Below are 14,521 nucleotides of genomic sequence, written 5' to 3' on the forward strand. Positions count from 1 at the left end.
GCCGCACGCGGACGGCCACGCTCCTCCCCCACGGCGCCGACCCTGTCCCCTGACACGCTGCCGAGCAGCCGGCCGGACGTGAAGTCGATCGCGTCGGCATGGGGCGGACCGGCCGCCGCGACAGTGGCCGATGTGCGGGAGGCCGTCGCGGGCGTACGTCTTCGGGTGTCCGCCGGCCGGGTCGCCGTAAGGCATGCCGAGCACCTTGGCCACAAGGGGGAACTTCTCAACTCCGTTGCCGGAAGGCGCCTTTCACGATCCTCTCGGTGAACTCGACGGATCGAAGCGAACCTTGCCCTGCCGGGACAGCAGCTTTCCGCCAAGGCCACTGCGAGTCCGCGGGTCGTCTCGGCGGACAACAGCGACCCGATGTCCGCCCTGGCCTTCGGGTGCCGCTCGCGAAACGGGGTGGCCGGCCGGCACGAGTCCGCTCCCCGGGTCAGTCAGCCGCCCGTGCGAAGTGCCGCTCACGGGCGAGCGCGAGCAGGTGTGCGAGTCGGCGCATGCGAGTCGGCGCAGCAGCATGCGGCGCTCCATGGGCGGTCGAGGGCCGGGGGTGACGACGGGTGCTCCCGCCGTGTCACACCCACGACGCGTAGCCGCCGTCCACACGGATGGTGTTGATGCCGCTGATGTGCCGCGCCCCGCAGCGGTCCTGGGGCAGCACGAGCTGGGGTCCGGCCCGGTCGAGGGGTGTGTCGTCGATGGTGACGGCGAGCAGGACCGGGGCCCGCCCGAAGTCCGGGTCGATCTCCGCCCAGGACAGCAGGGCGTGATGGCCGTCCGCTCCGGTCACCGCGATCAGGAACCTCAGCCGGTCCTTGCGGCGGGCGGGGTCGAAGCCGGGCCCGGCGTCATGCAGGACGTCGTGCAGCAGCGGGCCCGCGAAGCTGTGTTCCTGGACGCCGCTGGTGGCGCACTCGAAGCTGACCCGGGCCGTGTGCTGGGGCCACTCGAGCAGATCGGGCACCGTCAGCCGGGCCGGGCGCGCGACATCGCCGGTCAGGGCGAGCTCTGCCACCGGATCGGCGGCCGTAAGGGATTGACGCACGGACTACCACCTCCCGAATGACCGTACCCGGGCGGCGACGGCAGCACTCTCATACAAACGCACATGCCTAACCCCATCCACACATGATCCAGCTCATGCGATGCAACAAGAGACTTCCCCCTCGCATCTGCGGCAGTATGATCCGTGCATGCGCACCTACCGGATCGGGGAGGCGGCCGCCTTGATGGGCGTCAGCGCCGACACCCTTCGGCGCTGGGTCGACGGCGGGAGGCTGCATGCCGAGCGTGACGAGCTGGGCCGCCGGATCATCCCCGGAGCGGACCTGGCGTCCTACGCCCGGCAGCTGCACCGCACCGAGCGGACGAACAACGGATCCTCGGCGCGCAATCGCCTTTCCGGCATCGTCACCGAGGTGATCCTCGGGGACGTGTCGGCGCAGGTGGAGATCCAGGCCGGGCCCTTCCGGGTCGTGGCCATGGTCAGCCGGGAGTCGGCCGAGGAGATGGACCTGGAACCCGGTGTGCCTGCCGTCGCCGTGATCAAATCGACCAACGTGGTCGTCGAAAGTCCTTGAAGTGTCCGCCGGACGCTTCGCGGAGAATCAGCCCGATTCTTCCCACAAGAGCCCTAGGGAGTAACCCCGTGATGACCCGTTGCACGCGCCGGACCCGCCGGACCCTGCAGGTGACCGGCGTAGGCGTCGCCGCGCTGCTGGCGCTGAGCGCCTGCTCCTCCGGTTCGGACTCGTCGTCCAAGAAGGACTCCTCCTCGGCGTCCAAGGACTCCGCCGAGAAGATCTCGGGCACGGTGACCGTCTTCGCGGCGGCCTCGCTGAAGGAGAGCTTCACGACCCTGGGCAAGGACTTCGAGAAGGCCCACCCAGGTACGAAGGTGACGTTCAGCTTCGGCGGCAGTGACACCCTCGCCGCCAGCATCACCGGTGGCGCGCCGGCCGACGTGTTCGCCGCCGCCAGCCCCAAGACGATGGCGATCGTGACGGACAAGAAGGACGCGGCCGCGGCCCCGTCCACGTTCGTGCGCAACCAGCTGGAGATCGCGACCCTGCCGGGCAACCCCGACAAGGTCGCCTCCCTCAAGGACCTCACCAAGTCCGACCTCAAGGTCGTGCTCTGCGACAAGACGGTGCCGTGTGGCGCCGCCGCCCAGAAGGCGCTGGACGCCAGCAAGCTGAAGCTCACCCCGGTCTCGTACGAGCAGGACGTCAAGAGCGCCCTGACGAAGGTCGAGTTGAAGGAGGCCGACGCCGCCGTCGTCTACAAGACCGACGTGAAGGCCGCGGGCAGCAAGGTGGAGGGCGTCGAGTTCCCCGAATCCGCGAACGCCATCAACGACTACCCGATCGCCCTCCTGAAGGACGCGCCGAACGCCGAGGCGGCGAAGGAGTTCATCGCGCTCGTGCAGTCCGCCGAGGGCCAGAAGGTCCTGACCGCAGCCGGGTTCCTCAAGCCGTGACCGAGCTCGACAAGTCCGGTGCCGCGGCCGAGGTCCTCACGGGTGGCGACACCCGTGGGGCCGGGCCGCGGCGTCGGCGTGCCCGGCCGGGCGCCCGGGGCCGCGGGGTGCCTCTGCCGCTCCTGCTGCCCGCCCTCGTCGGCCTCGCGTTCCTGCTGCTGCCCCTGATCGCCCTGCTCGTACGGGCCCCTTGGCGCAGCCTGCCGGAGCAGCTGACCAGTCCGGAGGTCTGGCAGGCCCTCCAGCTGTCGCTCATCTGCGCGACGGCGGCCACGGCGGTGAGCCTGGTCCTGGGGGTGCCGCTGGCCTGGCTGCTCGCGCGCACCGAATTCCCCGGGCGCGGCTTCGTCCGGGCACTGGTGACACTGCCGCTCGTACTGCCCCCGGTGGTGGGCGGTGTGGCCCTGCTGCTGGCGCTCGGACGCAACGGCGTCGTCGGGCAGTTGCTGGACTCGTGGTTCGGGATCACGCTGCCGTTCACCACGGCGGGGGTCGTGGTCGCGGAGTCGTTCGTGGCGATGCCGTTCCTCGTCATCAGCGTGGAGGGCACGCTGCGGGCCGCCGATCCGCGATTCGAGGAGGCCGCCACGACCCTGGGCGCCTCCCGCTTCACGGCGTTCCGCAGGGTGACGCTGCCGCTGATCATGCCGGGCATCGCCGCGGGTGCCGTGCTCGCCTGGGCGCGCGCGCTCGGCGAGTTCGGCGCGACCATCACGTTCGCGGGCAACTTCCCCGGCCGTACGCAGACGATGCCGCTGGCCGTGTACCTGGCGCTCCAGAACGACCCGGCCGCCGCGATCGCCCTCAGCCTGGTGCTGCTCGCCGTGTCGATCGCGGTCCTCGCGGGGCTGCGGGACCGCTGGATGACGGCGTCATGACCGGCCCCACCCTCCCCCACCCGGTCCTCGCCGGACCGCACGACCACCGGAGGACCGCCTCATGACGCACATCGACCACGTCACCGGTGGCGCCCCCGCCCACGACATCCGCGCCGACGGCCTGGACGCCCACCTCGTCGTCGACCGCGGCACCTTCCGCCTCGACGTCGCGCTGCGCGCCGCCCCCGGCGACGTGGTCGCACTGCTCGGTCCGAACGGCGCCGGCAAGACCACAGCCCTGCGCGCCCTGGCCGGGCTCACGCCGCTGACAAGTGGTCATCTGCACCTGGACGGCCGTGCGCTGGACCGCACGGCGCCCGAGTCCCGGCCGGTCGGCGTGGTCTTCCAGGACTACCTCCTCTTCCCCCACCTGAGCGCCCTGGACAACGTCGCCTTCGGCCCGCGCTGCCACGGCGCGTCCAAGGCCGAGGCGCGTGAGCAGGCCGCGAAGTGGCTGGACCGCATGGGCCTCGCCGACCACCACGGCGCCAAGCCGCGCCGGCTGTCCGGCGGCCAGGCGCAGCGCGTCGCCGTGGCCCGCGCCCTGGCCACCCGTCCGCGACTGCTGCTCCTCGACGAACCGCTCGCCGCACTCGACGCGCGCACCCGTCTCGACGTGCGTGCCCAACTCCGGCGCCACCTGGCCGACTTCGAGGCCGTCGCCGTCCTGGTCACCCACGATCCGCTGGACGCGATGGTGCTCGCCGACCGGCTCGTCGTCATCGAGCACGGGCGCGTCGTCCAGGAGGGCGCCCCCGCCGACATCGCCCGCCGTCCGCGTACGGACTACATCGCCCAGCTGGTCGGCCTCAACCTCTACAAGGGTCAGGCCGACGGGCATGTGGTGCGGGTCGGCTCCGGGCCGGACATCGCGACCAGCGAGGAGCTGTCGGGGCCCGCCTTCGTGGCGTTCCCGCCGAGCGCCGTGACCCTCTACCGGGACCGGCCCGCCGGCACCAGCGCCCGGAATCTGTGGCGGTGTCAGGTCGCCGGGCTCGAGACGCACGGGGACCAGATCCGCGCGGACCTCACGGGTGAACTCACGCTCGCCGCCGACCTCACGACGGTCGCCGCCGCGGAGCTGAACCTCCACCAGGGCGCCCCGGTCTGGGCCACGGTCAAGGCGACGCAGACGCACGCGTACCCCGCCTGACACCACGCTCTGCGTCCCGGCATCCCGTGACGAACTGGGTGCCTCCGACCTGCCAGGCGCTCACTCCCCTTCACCTCGCAGATGCGATGGGCCTCACACCCGTCACACCCGACCCGGCTACGGTGAGGCCTACACAGGCGCAAAGCCTGACATTCCATACCTTTTCTGTGAGGCGTTCCGCATGAGCCTGAGCATTCGCAATCAGCTTCCCGGCAGCGTCACGGGCATCACCGCGGGTGAGGCCATGGCAACGGTCAAGGTCCGCCTCGACGGCGGCCAGGACATCACCGCGGCGATCACCCTGGACGCCGTCAAGGACCTCGGCCTCACCGAGGGATCCGCCGTACGCGCCCTGGTCAAGTCCACGGAGGTCTCCCTCGCCACCGGCACGGTCGAAGGGCTGTCCATCCGCAACCAGCTCGCCGGAACGGTCGCCGACATCGCCACGGGCGGCGCCATGGCCTCCGTCAAGGTCAGCGTCCCGGGCGGCGCACTGACGTCCGCCATCACCAAGGACGCCGTCACCGACCTGGCCCTGGCCCCCGGCACCCCCGTCGTCGCCCTGATCAAGTCGACCGAGGTATCGCTCGCGACCGCGTGACGGCCCGGCGTCGGTCAACACCTGACCGAGGAGACGTGGCCACCGGAGGGGGCGCCGCCCGGACGACCGTCACATGTTGATCATGTGCCCGGCCAGCCCGTGCACCGCCTCCTTCACGGCCTCGCCGAGCGTCGGGTGCGCGTGCACGTTGCGGGCCACCTCGTGGACGGTCAGATCCCACTGCTGAGCCAGCGTCAACTCCGGCAACAGCTCGGTCACTTCGGGACCGATGAGATGGGCGCCCAGCAGTTCGCCGTACCGGTTGTCGCTGATGACCTTCACGAAGCCCGTCGGCTCACCGAGGCCGTGGGCCTTCCCGTTCGCGGAGAACGGGAACTTCGCCACCTTCACGTCGAAGCCGAGCTCGCGGGCCTGTGCCTCGGTCCACCCGAAGCTGGCGATCTGCGGCTGGCAGTAGGTGGCGCGCGGGATCATCGTGAAGTCGACCTCCATGGTCTCCGCGCCGCCGATCGTCTCGGCGGCGATCACGGCCATGGCCTCCGCGGCGTGCGCCAGCATCAGCTTCGCAGTCACGTCGCCGATCGCGTACAGGTGGGGCACGTTGGTGCGGCCGCGTCCGTCCACGTCGATCGCGCCACGCTCGGTGAGCCGCACGCCGGTGTTCTCGAGCCCGTATCCGGTGGTGCGAGGCGCGAAGCCGATCGCCTGGAGGACCTTGTCGGCCTCGATCACACGCTGCTGCCCGTCCTTGGAGACGGTGACGCGCACCTTGGCCCCGGGGTCGCTGTCATCGATGGACTCCACCCGGGTCCCGGTGTGCACCTCGATGCCCAACTTGCGGTACTGGCGCGACAGTTCCTTGGACACATCGGCGTCCTCGGTCGGCACCATGCGGTCCAGGAACTCGACGACGGTCACCTTGACGCCGTAGTTGTGCAGGACGTACGCGAACTCGACGCCGATCGCCCCGGCACCGGCGATGACGATGGACTCGGGGAGCGTCTCGGAGAGGATCTGCTCCTCGTAGGTCACCACGCGGTCACTGAGGGCGGTGCCCGGCAGGAGGCGGGTAGTGGCGCCGGTCGCGATGATGCAGTTCCCGAAGGTGACGGTCTCACTCCCGCCCGCCGTCAGATCGACCCGCAGCGTGTGGTCGTCGATGAACATGCCGCGCCCGTCGTACTCGGTGATGCCGTTCTTCTTCATCAGGTAGTGCACCCCGGCGACCCTGCCGTCGGCGACCTTCCGGCTGCGCCGGTAGGCCTCGCCGTAGTCGAAGCTGACCTCTCCGTCGACGTGGATGCCGAAGGTCGAGGCCTGCTGCGTGAAGATGTGCGCGAGTTCGGCGTTGCGCAGGAGCGCCTTGGACGGGATGCAGCCCACGTTCAGGCAGACACCGCCCCAGTACTTCCCCTCGACGACCGCGGCACGAAGGCCCAGCTGGGTGGCGCGCACGGCCGCGGTGTAGCCACCGGGCCCGGCGCCCAGGACGACGACGTCGTAGTGCGTGGTACTCATGGAGCGTTCCTGCCGTTTCGGTGAGAGGCGAGTCTGGCCCTGACGTGCACGACGGTACGTCCGCGACCGGGACCCACGCAGATTCGCAACGCCAGCGCCGCCCGGGTCTCAGCGCCGTCACGCCCCTGGGGGCGAAGCTCAGTCCCGGCCCGAGCCGCGCTTCATCTACCTTTTGATCTTGGCCAGTGCTCCGGTATATACGCCGGGGGTGAAGGCCATCTCAGGACTGTTCTGACTCGCGGGTGAGCACGGGTCGGCACTGTTCACCTCAGCCCATGGGGCGCTTTTGGTTCTCGATGTATTGGCGGAGGACGGTCAGGGTCGCACCGTCGCAGCTTCCGGTGAGTAGGAGCGGACCAGGAGTGGCCGCCCTGTAGGTAGCGGCGGATGTGCGCGTCGTACTCCTGGCGCAGACGCCTGGAGGAGGCGGAGTTGACCAGCTTGGAGGACTGGGCCTGGGCGGGGTAGTGCACGAGCAGGTGCACGTGGTCCTTCTCACTGTTGAGCTGCTTGAGTTCGGCCTCGAAGTCCGTGCGCACCTCCCCGTATGCGGATCCGTCACGGTGACATAGACGAACTGTAGGATCGTGACCGTCATGGGTGAACTCGGTTGGGTGAAGCGGCAGTTCGGGCATCGTGCCCGGCTGGCACTGTCCCCTGCCGAGAATCTCCTCATCGACGAGCAGGCGCATGCCGCGCGCACGATGTGGAACTGCTTGCACGCGTGGTGGCAGATGATGCCGAAGGACAAGCGGACTCTGGTGAACGCGGATGCCGCGATACGCCAGGCCCGCAAAAGAGGTCGATTTCCTTGCCGTCCTTCCTGCGCAGGCCGCGCAGGCGGTGCTCAAGACGTACTTCCAGGCCTGGAAGAACTGTTGGGACGGCCGCGTGGATGCTCCGAATTTCAAGGGCCGGTTGCGGTCCGTGATGAGTGTGGACATCTCGCAGGGCCGTGACCTGCAGATCAAGCGGGTTCACCGCCGGTGGGGCATGGCCAACATTCCCAAGGTCGGCCGTGTCCGCTTCCGCTGGACCAAAGACCTCCCCGTGGGCAAGAACGCGAACGCCGGCAACCGGATCACCGGGGTACGGCTGGTCAAGGACCACCTGGGATGGCACATCGCCTTCCGCGTGCAGAGCCTCGAAACCAAGCCCGCACCCCACCAGGGAGCACAGGTGGGGATCGACGCCGGGGTGAACCTGCCCCTGGCCCTCTCGGACGGCAACCACCAGGACCACGGGCGTGCGCCACGCCTCCCGGACGGCAGCGCCGACCGTGACAAGTGGCTGAACACGCAGGAAAAGAGCAAACTCCTGCGCCTCGAGCGCCGGGCCGCCCAGCGCAAGGCTCACTGCAAGCCTGGCGAGCGCACCAGCCGCCGCCTGCACCACACCTATGACCAGATCCGGGGGCTGCGCGCCAAAGCCACGCGGCGGCACCAGGACTGGCAGCACAAGACGACCACCGCCCTCGCCCACACGTACGGCGTCATGGTGGTCGAGGCACTCACCATCACGAACATGGTCAAGTCCGCTCGGGGCACCATCGCCGAGCCGGGGACCGGCGTCGCCCAGAAGGCCGGACTCAACCGTGCCATCAGCCAGGAGGCGTGGGGCAGGACGGTCACGATGCTGGCGTACAAGGCCGGCCGGTACGGCGGCTCCCTGCACAAGGTGCCCGCCCCCAACACCTCCCGGCGTTGTTCCGTCTGCGGCTTCATCAAGCCGGGCAGTCGGGAGGACCAGGCCACGTTCGTGTGCAAGAACCCGGACTGCGGGTGGTCGGGCAACGCCGACCACAACGCGGCCCTAAACATCTTGCACCTGTACCGGACGGGCCACGCGCTCATCCCGGCTGCCGGGAGGGCAGTCGTCAGGCGTGACCAACGCGTCAAGCCCGCCACCGCAAGGTAGACGGGAATCTCCTTCCCAAGCTCGCGAAGGGAGGAGAGCACTTCAATCCACCTCGATGCCGAAGTCCTGGACGAGCTGCTCCAGGCCGCCCGCGTAGCCCTTGCCGCCCAGGACGAAGTCCCAGTCCCCGTTCGGTCTGCGGCGGAAGGAACCGAGCACCAAGGCGGTTTCGCCCGGGCGGCCGTCGGAGACCTCGAGCCGCCCCAGGTCGGTCAGGCTCGGGTCGAGCAGGCGGATCGAGGCGTCCGTGAAGCCGGAGAGGTCGGCGTCCGGGTTCGCCTCCGGGTCGATCGCGGCCACGAGCACGAACCGGTCGGCCTCGTCCGGCAACTCGTCGAAGGAGACGCAGACGGCGGCCTTGTCCGGTGCGGTCGGAGGCAGCACGCGTACGGAGCCGTCCGCTGTCTGGGGGTTGTTGTAGAAGACGAAGTGATCGTCACTGAGGATCCTGCTGCCACGGCAGACGAGAGCACACACGTCCAGGGCGACGCCTCCGGTCCACGACATGCCCAGGATGTTGTAGTCGTCGGGCAGTCGGAAGTCCGGGACCGTCGGAGTCGGCTGCGCTGCCGGCCGGCGGGCGCCGTCGCCCAGACGCCCTCGCAGTCCGTGCCGATGCAACAGGTCGACGAGTTCGGTGCCGGAGATCAGTTCCAGCGGCTTGCCGTTGGCGAAGGTGTGCGAGCCGGGGCCGAACCCCGATGTCGTCACGAGGACACCCTTGTTGGCGCCGGCGTCCTGCACGGTTCCGTACAGGTCGCGGACGGCGGTGGGCGGCACCGTGTTGCGGTAGCGCTTCACCTGCACGACGATCTTGCCGCCCCGGATCGGTGTCGGATCCAGAGCGTCGACGTCCACCCCGCCGTCGTTAGAGCGCTGCGTGGTGACCGCCTGCATCCCCATGGCCCGGAAGAGCTCGGCGACGAGATGCTCGAAGGCGATCGGATCCATGTCGTACAGGTCGGGTCCCTCGTCGCTGCCATGGGTGACGACGCGGTTTCCGACGTCCTGCGGCCGGCGGCCGGGCCGTACCGGCGTGAGCTGATCGGGGCGAGCGGAGAGTTGTCCGCGCAGCGCGTCGGACAGACAACTGCCGGCGTCCACCTGGGCCAGGTACAGGTCGCGGAACGTCGCTCTCGACGTCATGACGGTCGCCAGGTAGATGTGGCCCGGTCGGCCCGTCGTCGGGTCGTGCCCGTCCACGAACCCGTTCAGGGTCACCTCCTCGAGTGTGCCCGTCTCGTCCGCTGCGAAGAGTTCGTGCAGGACGAGGAGCATGCACTGCGCGAGGACCTCCCGGTACAGAGCCCGGCGTTGGCCCACGGGGCGGGCCGTCTCCTTGTCCTGGTCCACCCCGGACACGTACCGGACGGACTTGGCCTCGGGGACGACGGTGTAGGCGGGCAGCTCCCAGTCCAGCACCAGCCGGCGAGCCGCCGAGTCGTACGCGGCGGCCACCTGACGCGGGAAACCCTCCGGCCATGCGGTCGAGGCGTAGAGAGCGGCGGAGAAGTACTCGACCACGGCGTCGGGTTCGCGGCGCCCGACTGCTTCGGTCAGTTCTTCGATGCCTGCGTTGTGGCGGCGCGCATCGGCCAGTTGGGCATCGGCCCACTGCTGGTACTCCCGCCGGTACGCCGCCAGTTGTTGCTGACGTCGAGCCTCCGCCGCCTGGGCCGACTGCCAGTCCCTCTCGAACTGCGCCCGGGCCTCGGCCTGCGCCTGGGCCCGCCGTGTGGCAGTCCACCCGCTCTGCACCTGGTAGTGCCGGAAGTCCGGCATGGGCACGGGCTGCGCCAGGGGGCCGGGAGCGAAGGGCTGGACCTCTTCAGGGCGCATGAGAAGGAGAGCCCTGAAAGGCGGAGCCTGACAACCCGAGGCGAGAAAGCCTTGCAGCGACGTGACGTGCGCGTCCAGTTCCTCCGTGCGGCGCAGGGCCTCTGCCTGCCGGTACTCGCGGTGGTTCTGGATCGCTCGCCGTTGATAGGCACGTGCTTGCTGCGCTTCTTGCCTCTGCCGCCTGGCTTCGGCCTCCAACTGGCGCTGCTGTTGCCGCTGCATTTCGGCCCAGACGCCGACCGAGCCACTCGAGCGTCGACTCATGTCTCGCAGGCCCTCCCCAAGGCGCTCCGGTTGTCCCCACAACCAGTTGTAAAGGGACGACTGTATCGAGCGATACCCATTTCGCATATCCGGTCGTCACAGGCCGACCGCAGCGGGCTTCCTCGGCCGGGTGGCGGTCGGGCAGGCGCTCCGGTCGGACTTCACTTGATCATCGGCATATGCTGTGGCCGCCCGGAGGAGGGGCCATTCACGTGAGTGCACAGCGATGCCCCTGGTGCGGGTCCGAACCGGTTGCCGGCCGGCAGTCGGCGTGCGGCTGCGCGACGCCCGCACCGGCGGTGCCGGCGAACCCGGTGTTCGGGCAGGTGGCACCGCCCGGTCAGTCCGCCGGGACGGTGGCGCAGGAGGATCTGCGGCTCTTCGAGGGGCCGGTCGGGGACGGGGTGTCCGTCGAGGGCGTGTCGGTCCGGACTTCGGAGCAGGTCGTCACCGCGGGTCGTGGTCGTCGGGCACCCGGGCGCCTCAGGCGCCGATGGGTGATCGTCGGTACCGCGGCGTTGGGTGTCGGGACGGCCGCCGTGATGGCGGTGGCGAGTGGCGCCTTCAGCTCCGGGAACGCTCCGAGCCGGACCGTGTCGGCGGTGGACGACTCCGCCGTGCCCGCGCCGTCCGGATCGGCCTCGTCGCGGTCGGCCGCCCCGTCTCCCGAGAAGGGCGGCGCCCACGCGACCGCCTCCCCCAGCGCGTCGTCGTCGGCGGCCACCGGGACGGCGGCCGGCTCGGCGGCCCCGTCCGCGTCCGCCTCGGCGCCATCCTCCTCCGCGACGCCCTCCGCGCCGGCACCCACGGTGTCCTCCGCCGTCCACCCGGGATCCGGCGCCCGAGTCCTGTCCACCGGCAGCCACGGCGGCCAGGTCAGAGATCTCCAACGGCGGCTGGCCCAGATCAACTTGTACACGGGGCCGACCGACGGCAGGTACTCGGCCGATGTCGCCGACGCGGTCCACCGCTATCAGGTGGCCCGCGGCATCGACGAGGACGCCGGTGTGTACGGTCCCGAGACGCGGGCCGCGCTGGAGTCGGAGACCCGGCGCTACTGAGAGCATGGCCGTCCGTCGTCGACCCGTACCACGTGAGGAAGTTGACCCGTCATGTCGTTCGTGCCCGCCGATCCGACCGTGCTTCACCCGATGCCGGGGCAGCCGCGGGTCGTGCTGCTCAAGCCGCTTGTGACGTCGCCGTTGATCGAGGTCGGCGAGTTCTCGTACTACGACGACGCGGACGACCCGACGGCCTTCGAGACGCGCAACGTGCTGTACCACTACGGGCCGGAGAAACTGGTCATCGGGAAGTTCTGCGCGCTGGGCGAGGGCGTGCGGTTCATCATGAACGGGGCCAACCACCGCATGGACGGCCCGTCGACGTTCCCCTTCCCCATCATGGGTGGCTCGTGGGCCGACCACTTCGATCTCATCGGCGGGCTGCCCGGGCGGGGGGACACCGTGGTGGGGAACGACGTGTGGTTCGGCTACCGCACGACGGTGATGCCCGGTGTGCGCATCGGGCACGGGGCGATCATCGCCTCGGGTTCCGTGGTGGTCGACGACGTCCCCGACTACGGGATCGTCGGCGGCAACCCGGCCAAGCTCGTCCGTCGCCGCTACTGCGACGAGGACGTCGAGCGCCTGCTCGCCCTCGCGTGGTGGGACTGGCCCACCGAGCACCTCACCGAGCACGTGCGCACCGTCATGTCCGGTTCCGTGGAGGCGCTGGAGGCCGTGGCCCCGATGCCGCGGTGATCGGGGCGGCGGGCATGGCTTCCAGCACCTCCCGTGTGTGCGCCCAGTTCGGGTGCCGGCGTGCGGAAGGATCGCGAAATCGGCGAAGGGGCCGGCCGAGCCGAACACCTTGTGCCCGGGTTCGGCCCGCAGGCCACGGCGCCCGCCGGGTCGCTCCCTGCACTTGGTACACGCCAATGCCTTGACGCCACGAGAGGCACTCCTTTAAATCAAGAAGTGAAGGAAGTGCCTCAAGTGGCCGCCGTCGGCGTTCACTTCCGGATGCTTCGTTCGCTGTCTTGTCATGCACGCGACCCCCCACACGACCCCCCACGTGAAGCGATGTGATGACCGTGCGCTCATCCTGGCGCCGCCGCGCCTCCCTGTACGCCGCCTCTCTGGCCTGCTGTGCCGCGAGCCTGGCGGCGGTGCCCACCGGCGCGTCCGCCGCCCCGGCACCCGTCGGCAGTCCCGCGAAAGCCGCCGCCGCGGCCACCTTCACCGACGATTTCAACGGCGCCGCAGGTTCGGCCGTCGACGGTGGCAAGTGGCAGATCGAGACCGGCGACAACGTCAACAACCATGAACGGCAGTACTACACCGCGGGCAACAGCAACGCCGCGCTCGACGGCCAGGGCAACCTGGTCATCACGGCCCGCAAGGAGAACCCGAACAACTACCAGTGCTGGTACGGGCGTTGCGAGTACACCTCGGCCCGGCTCAACACCTCGGGCAAGTTCACCCAGGCCTACGGACATGTCGAGGCCCGGATGAAGGTGCCGCGCGGGCAGGGCATGTGGCCCGCGTTCTGGATGCTCGGGAACGACATCGGCAGCGTCGGCTGGCCGGCGAGCGGCGAGATCGACGTCATGGAGAACGTCGGCTTCGAACCCGGAACGGTCCACGGCACGCTGCACGGCCCCGGATACTCGGGCTCGGGCGGCATAGGCGCGGCCTACACCCTGCCCGGCGGCCAGGCCTTCGCGGACGGATTCCACACGTTCGCCGTGGACTGGGCCCCGGACTCCGTCAAGTGGTCGGTCGACGGGAACGTCTACCAGACCCGCACGCCCGCCGACGTCGGCGGCAACCAATGGGCGTTCAACAAGCCGTTCTTCCTGATCCTCAACCTCGCGGTCGGCGGCTACTGGCCGGGCGACCCCGACGGCAGCACGAGCTTCCCCCAGCAACTCGTCGTCGACTACGTCCACGTCACCACCCAGTAGGCACGGGGGTGATGTCCCGGGGCGGCCGGTGTCCTACGGACCCGCCGCCCCGGGACACCCACGTTTGGTTCACGGTGCCGCGGTGCCGTACCCCGTCAGCTCGTCCGTCAGGGCCATCAGGCGCCGCCGCGCCTCCTTGTCGTAGGCCTGTTCATGGGCGCGCGCGTCCGTGAAACGGTCGAAGTACCGGCCTGTGGTGGACCCGAGTTCCGGGTCCGTGATCAGCCGCACCGTCGGCCGTACCCCCTCGTCGATTCCCGTCACCGGGGTGAGGCCGTACGCGCGCACTCCGGCCGTGTCCATGAGATGCGCCGGATGCAGGGCGTTGACCGTGACACCCGTGCCTTCGAGTTCCGCGCCCAGCTCGAACGTCGCCATGATCAGGGCGAGCTTGCTGCGGCAGTACGCCCGGAGCCCTTCGTAGTCCCGCTCCAGCATGACGTCGTCGAAGTCGATGCGGTCCTGCCCCATGGATGCCACGTTGACCACGCGCGCGGGCGCGGAGGCCTCGAGCAGGGGCAGAAGGCCGCGGATCAGAGCGTACGGGGCCAAGTGGTTGACGGCGAACCGCAGTTCGTGGCCCTGCGCGCTCAGCTCCCGCCGCAGCGGCTCCGCGCCGCCGCCGGCGACCGCGTTGTTGACCAGCGCGTCGAGACGGGGTTCGGCGTCGCGGATGCGGTCCGCCATGGCCCGCACCTGGCCGAGGTCCGCGAGGTCGGCGAGATACGTACGTACCGTGGCGTCCGGTGCGGCCGCCCGCATATCGGCGACGACCGCTTCGAGCCGCCCCGTGTCGCGCCCGTGCAGGAGGAGGGTGTCGCCACGCGCGGCGAGGTCGAGCGCGATGCCACGGCCGAGGCCCTGGGTCGCTCCGGTGATCAAGGTGATGCGTGGGTTCATGACACCCATCCTGGACGGCACCGCACCACAGAGGGAGGAG

At 69.9% G+C, this 14,521-nt stretch carries 14 protein-coding genes and 1 pseudogene; 9 read left to right on the forward strand and 6 right to left on the reverse strand.

What is annotated here, in order from left to right; all coding sequences use genetic code 11:
- Positions 1-580: 580 nt before the first annotated feature.
- Entirely contained in the window at positions 581-1,051 is a 471-nt protein-coding gene (locus ACFC96_RS11070) for a molybdopterin-dependent oxidoreductase (protein WP_376611583.1), read from the reverse strand.
- A 148-nt stretch (positions 1,052-1,199) separates the two neighbouring features.
- Between ACFC96_RS11070 and ACFC96_RS11075 the strand changes: the two genes are divergently transcribed.
- The 5 genes from ACFC96_RS11075 to ACFC96_RS11095 all read left to right on the forward strand — a co-directional run bounded on the left by ACFC96_RS11075 (position 1,200) and on the right by ACFC96_RS11095 (position 5,117).
- Entirely contained in the window at positions 1,200-1,586 is a 387-nt protein-coding gene (locus ACFC96_RS11075) for a helix-turn-helix transcriptional regulator (protein WP_340459844.1), read from the forward strand.
- Positions 1,587-1,657: 71 nt separating this feature from the next.
- Positions 1,658-2,485: a molybdate ABC transporter substrate-binding protein gene (gene modA / locus ACFC96_RS11080; RefSeq protein ID WP_340459845.1), complete on the forward strand. Its 828-nt coding sequence runs from the start codon at positions 1,658-1,660 to the stop codon at positions 2,483-2,485.
- Complete coding sequence (gene modB, locus ACFC96_RS11085) at positions 2,482-3,363, forward strand: molybdate ABC transporter permease subunit (protein ID WP_376253575.1); 882 nt, start codon at positions 2,482-2,484, stop codon at positions 3,361-3,363. Before modA ends, modB begins: the two co-directional genes overlap by 4 nt.
- 61 nt (positions 3,364-3,424) lie before the next feature.
- A complete protein-coding gene (locus tag ACFC96_RS11090; RefSeq protein WP_376611585.1) occupies positions 3,425-4,516 on the forward strand; it encodes an ABC transporter ATP-binding protein in 1,092 nt (363 codons plus the stop codon).
- A 181-nt stretch (positions 4,517-4,697) separates the two neighbouring features.
- Entirely contained in the window at positions 4,698-5,117 is a 420-nt protein-coding gene (locus ACFC96_RS11095) for a molybdopterin-binding protein (protein ID WP_376611587.1), read from the forward strand.
- A 69-nt stretch (positions 5,118-5,186) separates the two neighbouring features.
- Here the strand turns inward: ACFC96_RS11095 and lpdA are convergent, their stop codons facing one another.
- Complete coding sequence (gene lpdA, locus ACFC96_RS11100) at positions 5,187-6,596, reverse strand: dihydrolipoyl dehydrogenase (RefSeq protein ID WP_376611589.1); 1,410 nt, start codon at positions 6,594-6,596, stop codon at positions 5,187-5,189.
- 263 nt (positions 6,597-6,859) lie between these two features.
- The gene (locus ACFC96_RS11105; RefSeq protein WP_376611591.1) at positions 6,860-7,288 is read right to left on the reverse strand and encodes a transposase; all 429 of its coding nucleotides are present in this window, start codon (positions 7,286-7,288) and stop codon (positions 6,860-6,862) included.
- Between ACFC96_RS11105 and ACFC96_RS11110 the strand changes: the two are divergent.
- Positions 7,193-8,513 (forward strand): annotated as a pseudogene (locus ACFC96_RS11110) (RNA-guided endonuclease InsQ/TnpB family protein). The gene ACFC96_RS11105 and the pseudogene ACFC96_RS11110 sit on opposite strands and share 96 nt — an antisense overlap.
- Positions 8,514-8,555: 42 nt before the next feature.
- Here the strand turns inward: ACFC96_RS11110 and ACFC96_RS11115 are convergent.
- A complete protein-coding gene (locus tag ACFC96_RS11115) occupies positions 8,556-10,616 on the reverse strand; it encodes a restriction endonuclease (RefSeq protein WP_376611593.1) in 2,061 nt (686 codons plus the stop codon).
- Between the two features lie 340 nt (positions 10,617-10,956).
- Entirely contained in the window at positions 10,957-11,424 is a 468-nt protein-coding gene (locus ACFC96_RS11120; protein ID WP_340459796.1) for a hypothetical protein, read from the reverse strand.
- 1 nt (position 11,425) lies between these two features.
- On the opposite strand from ACFC96_RS11120, the gene ACFC96_RS11125 reads away from it, so the two are divergent.
- From ACFC96_RS11125 to ACFC96_RS11135, 3 genes are all read left to right on the forward strand, one after another.
- Positions 11,426-11,677 (forward strand): peptidoglycan-binding domain-containing protein, encoded by a 252-nt coding sequence (locus tag ACFC96_RS11125; RefSeq protein WP_340459797.1) that lies wholly within the window; start codon positions 11,426-11,428, stop codon positions 11,675-11,677.
- Positions 11,678-11,728: 51 nt separating this feature from the next.
- A complete protein-coding gene (locus ACFC96_RS11130; protein WP_376611595.1) occupies positions 11,729-12,376 on the forward strand; it encodes a CatB-related O-acetyltransferase in 648 nt (215 codons plus the stop codon).
- Between the two features lie 326 nt (positions 12,377-12,702).
- A complete protein-coding gene (locus ACFC96_RS11135; protein ID WP_376253553.1) occupies positions 12,703-13,581 on the forward strand; it encodes a family 16 glycosylhydrolase in 879 nt (292 codons plus the stop codon).
- Positions 13,582-13,650: 69 nt separating this feature from the next.
- Here the strand turns inward: ACFC96_RS11135 and ACFC96_RS11140 are convergent, their stop codons facing one another.
- Positions 13,651-14,481 carry an SDR family NAD(P)-dependent oxidoreductase gene (locus ACFC96_RS11140; protein ID WP_376611597.1) on the reverse strand — a complete coding sequence of 277 codons (831 nt, stop codon included), beginning with the start codon at positions 14,479-14,481 and terminating at the stop codon, positions 13,651-13,653.
- Positions 14,482-14,521: the final 40 nt, after the last annotated feature.

Origin of the sequence: Streptomyces sp. NPDC055955, from assembly GCF_042270245.1 — a bacterium.
Classification (GTDB): domain Bacteria; phylum Actinomycetota; class Actinomycetes; order Streptomycetales; family Streptomycetaceae; genus Streptomyces.

What these genes read in the sequence shown, in the direction of transcription:
- ACFC96_RS11075 (WP_340459844.1), top strand. Translation starts at nt 1,200, where the DNA reads ATGCGCACCTACCGGATCGGGGAGGCGGCCGCCTTGATGGGCGTCAGC.
- modA (WP_340459845.1), top strand. Translation starts at nt 1,658, where the DNA reads ATGACCCGTTGCACGCGCCGGACCCGCCGGACCCTGCAGGTGACCGGC.
- ACFC96_RS11090 (WP_376611585.1), top strand. Translation starts at nt 3,425, where the DNA reads ATGACGCACATCGACCACGTCACCGGTGGCGCCCCCGCCCACGACATC.
- ACFC96_RS11095 (WP_376611587.1), top strand. Translation starts at nt 4,698, where the DNA reads ATGAGCCTGAGCATTCGCAATCAGCTTCCCGGCAGCGTCACGGGCATC.
- lpdA (WP_376611589.1), bottom strand. Translation starts at nt 6,596, where the DNA reads ATGAGTACCACGCACTACGACGTCGTCGTCCTGGGCGCCGGGCCCGGT.
- ACFC96_RS11105 (WP_376611591.1), bottom strand. Translation starts at nt 7,288, where the DNA reads ATGCGCCTGCTCGTCGATGAGGAGATTCTCGGCAGGGGACAGTGCCAG.
- ACFC96_RS11115 (WP_376611593.1), bottom strand. Translation starts at nt 10,616, where the DNA reads ATGAGTCGACGCTCGAGTGGCTCGGTCGGCGTCTGGGCCGAAATGCAG.
- ACFC96_RS11130 (WP_376611595.1), top strand. Translation starts at nt 11,729, where the DNA reads ATGTCGTTCGTGCCCGCCGATCCGACCGTGCTTCACCCGATGCCGGGG.
- ACFC96_RS11135 (WP_376253553.1), top strand. Translation starts at nt 12,703, where the DNA reads ATGACCGTGCGCTCATCCTGGCGCCGCCGCGCCTCCCTGTACGCCGCC.
- ACFC96_RS11140 (WP_376611597.1), bottom strand. Translation starts at nt 14,481, where the DNA reads ATGAACCCACGCATCACCTTGATCACCGGAGCGACCCAGGGCCTCGGC.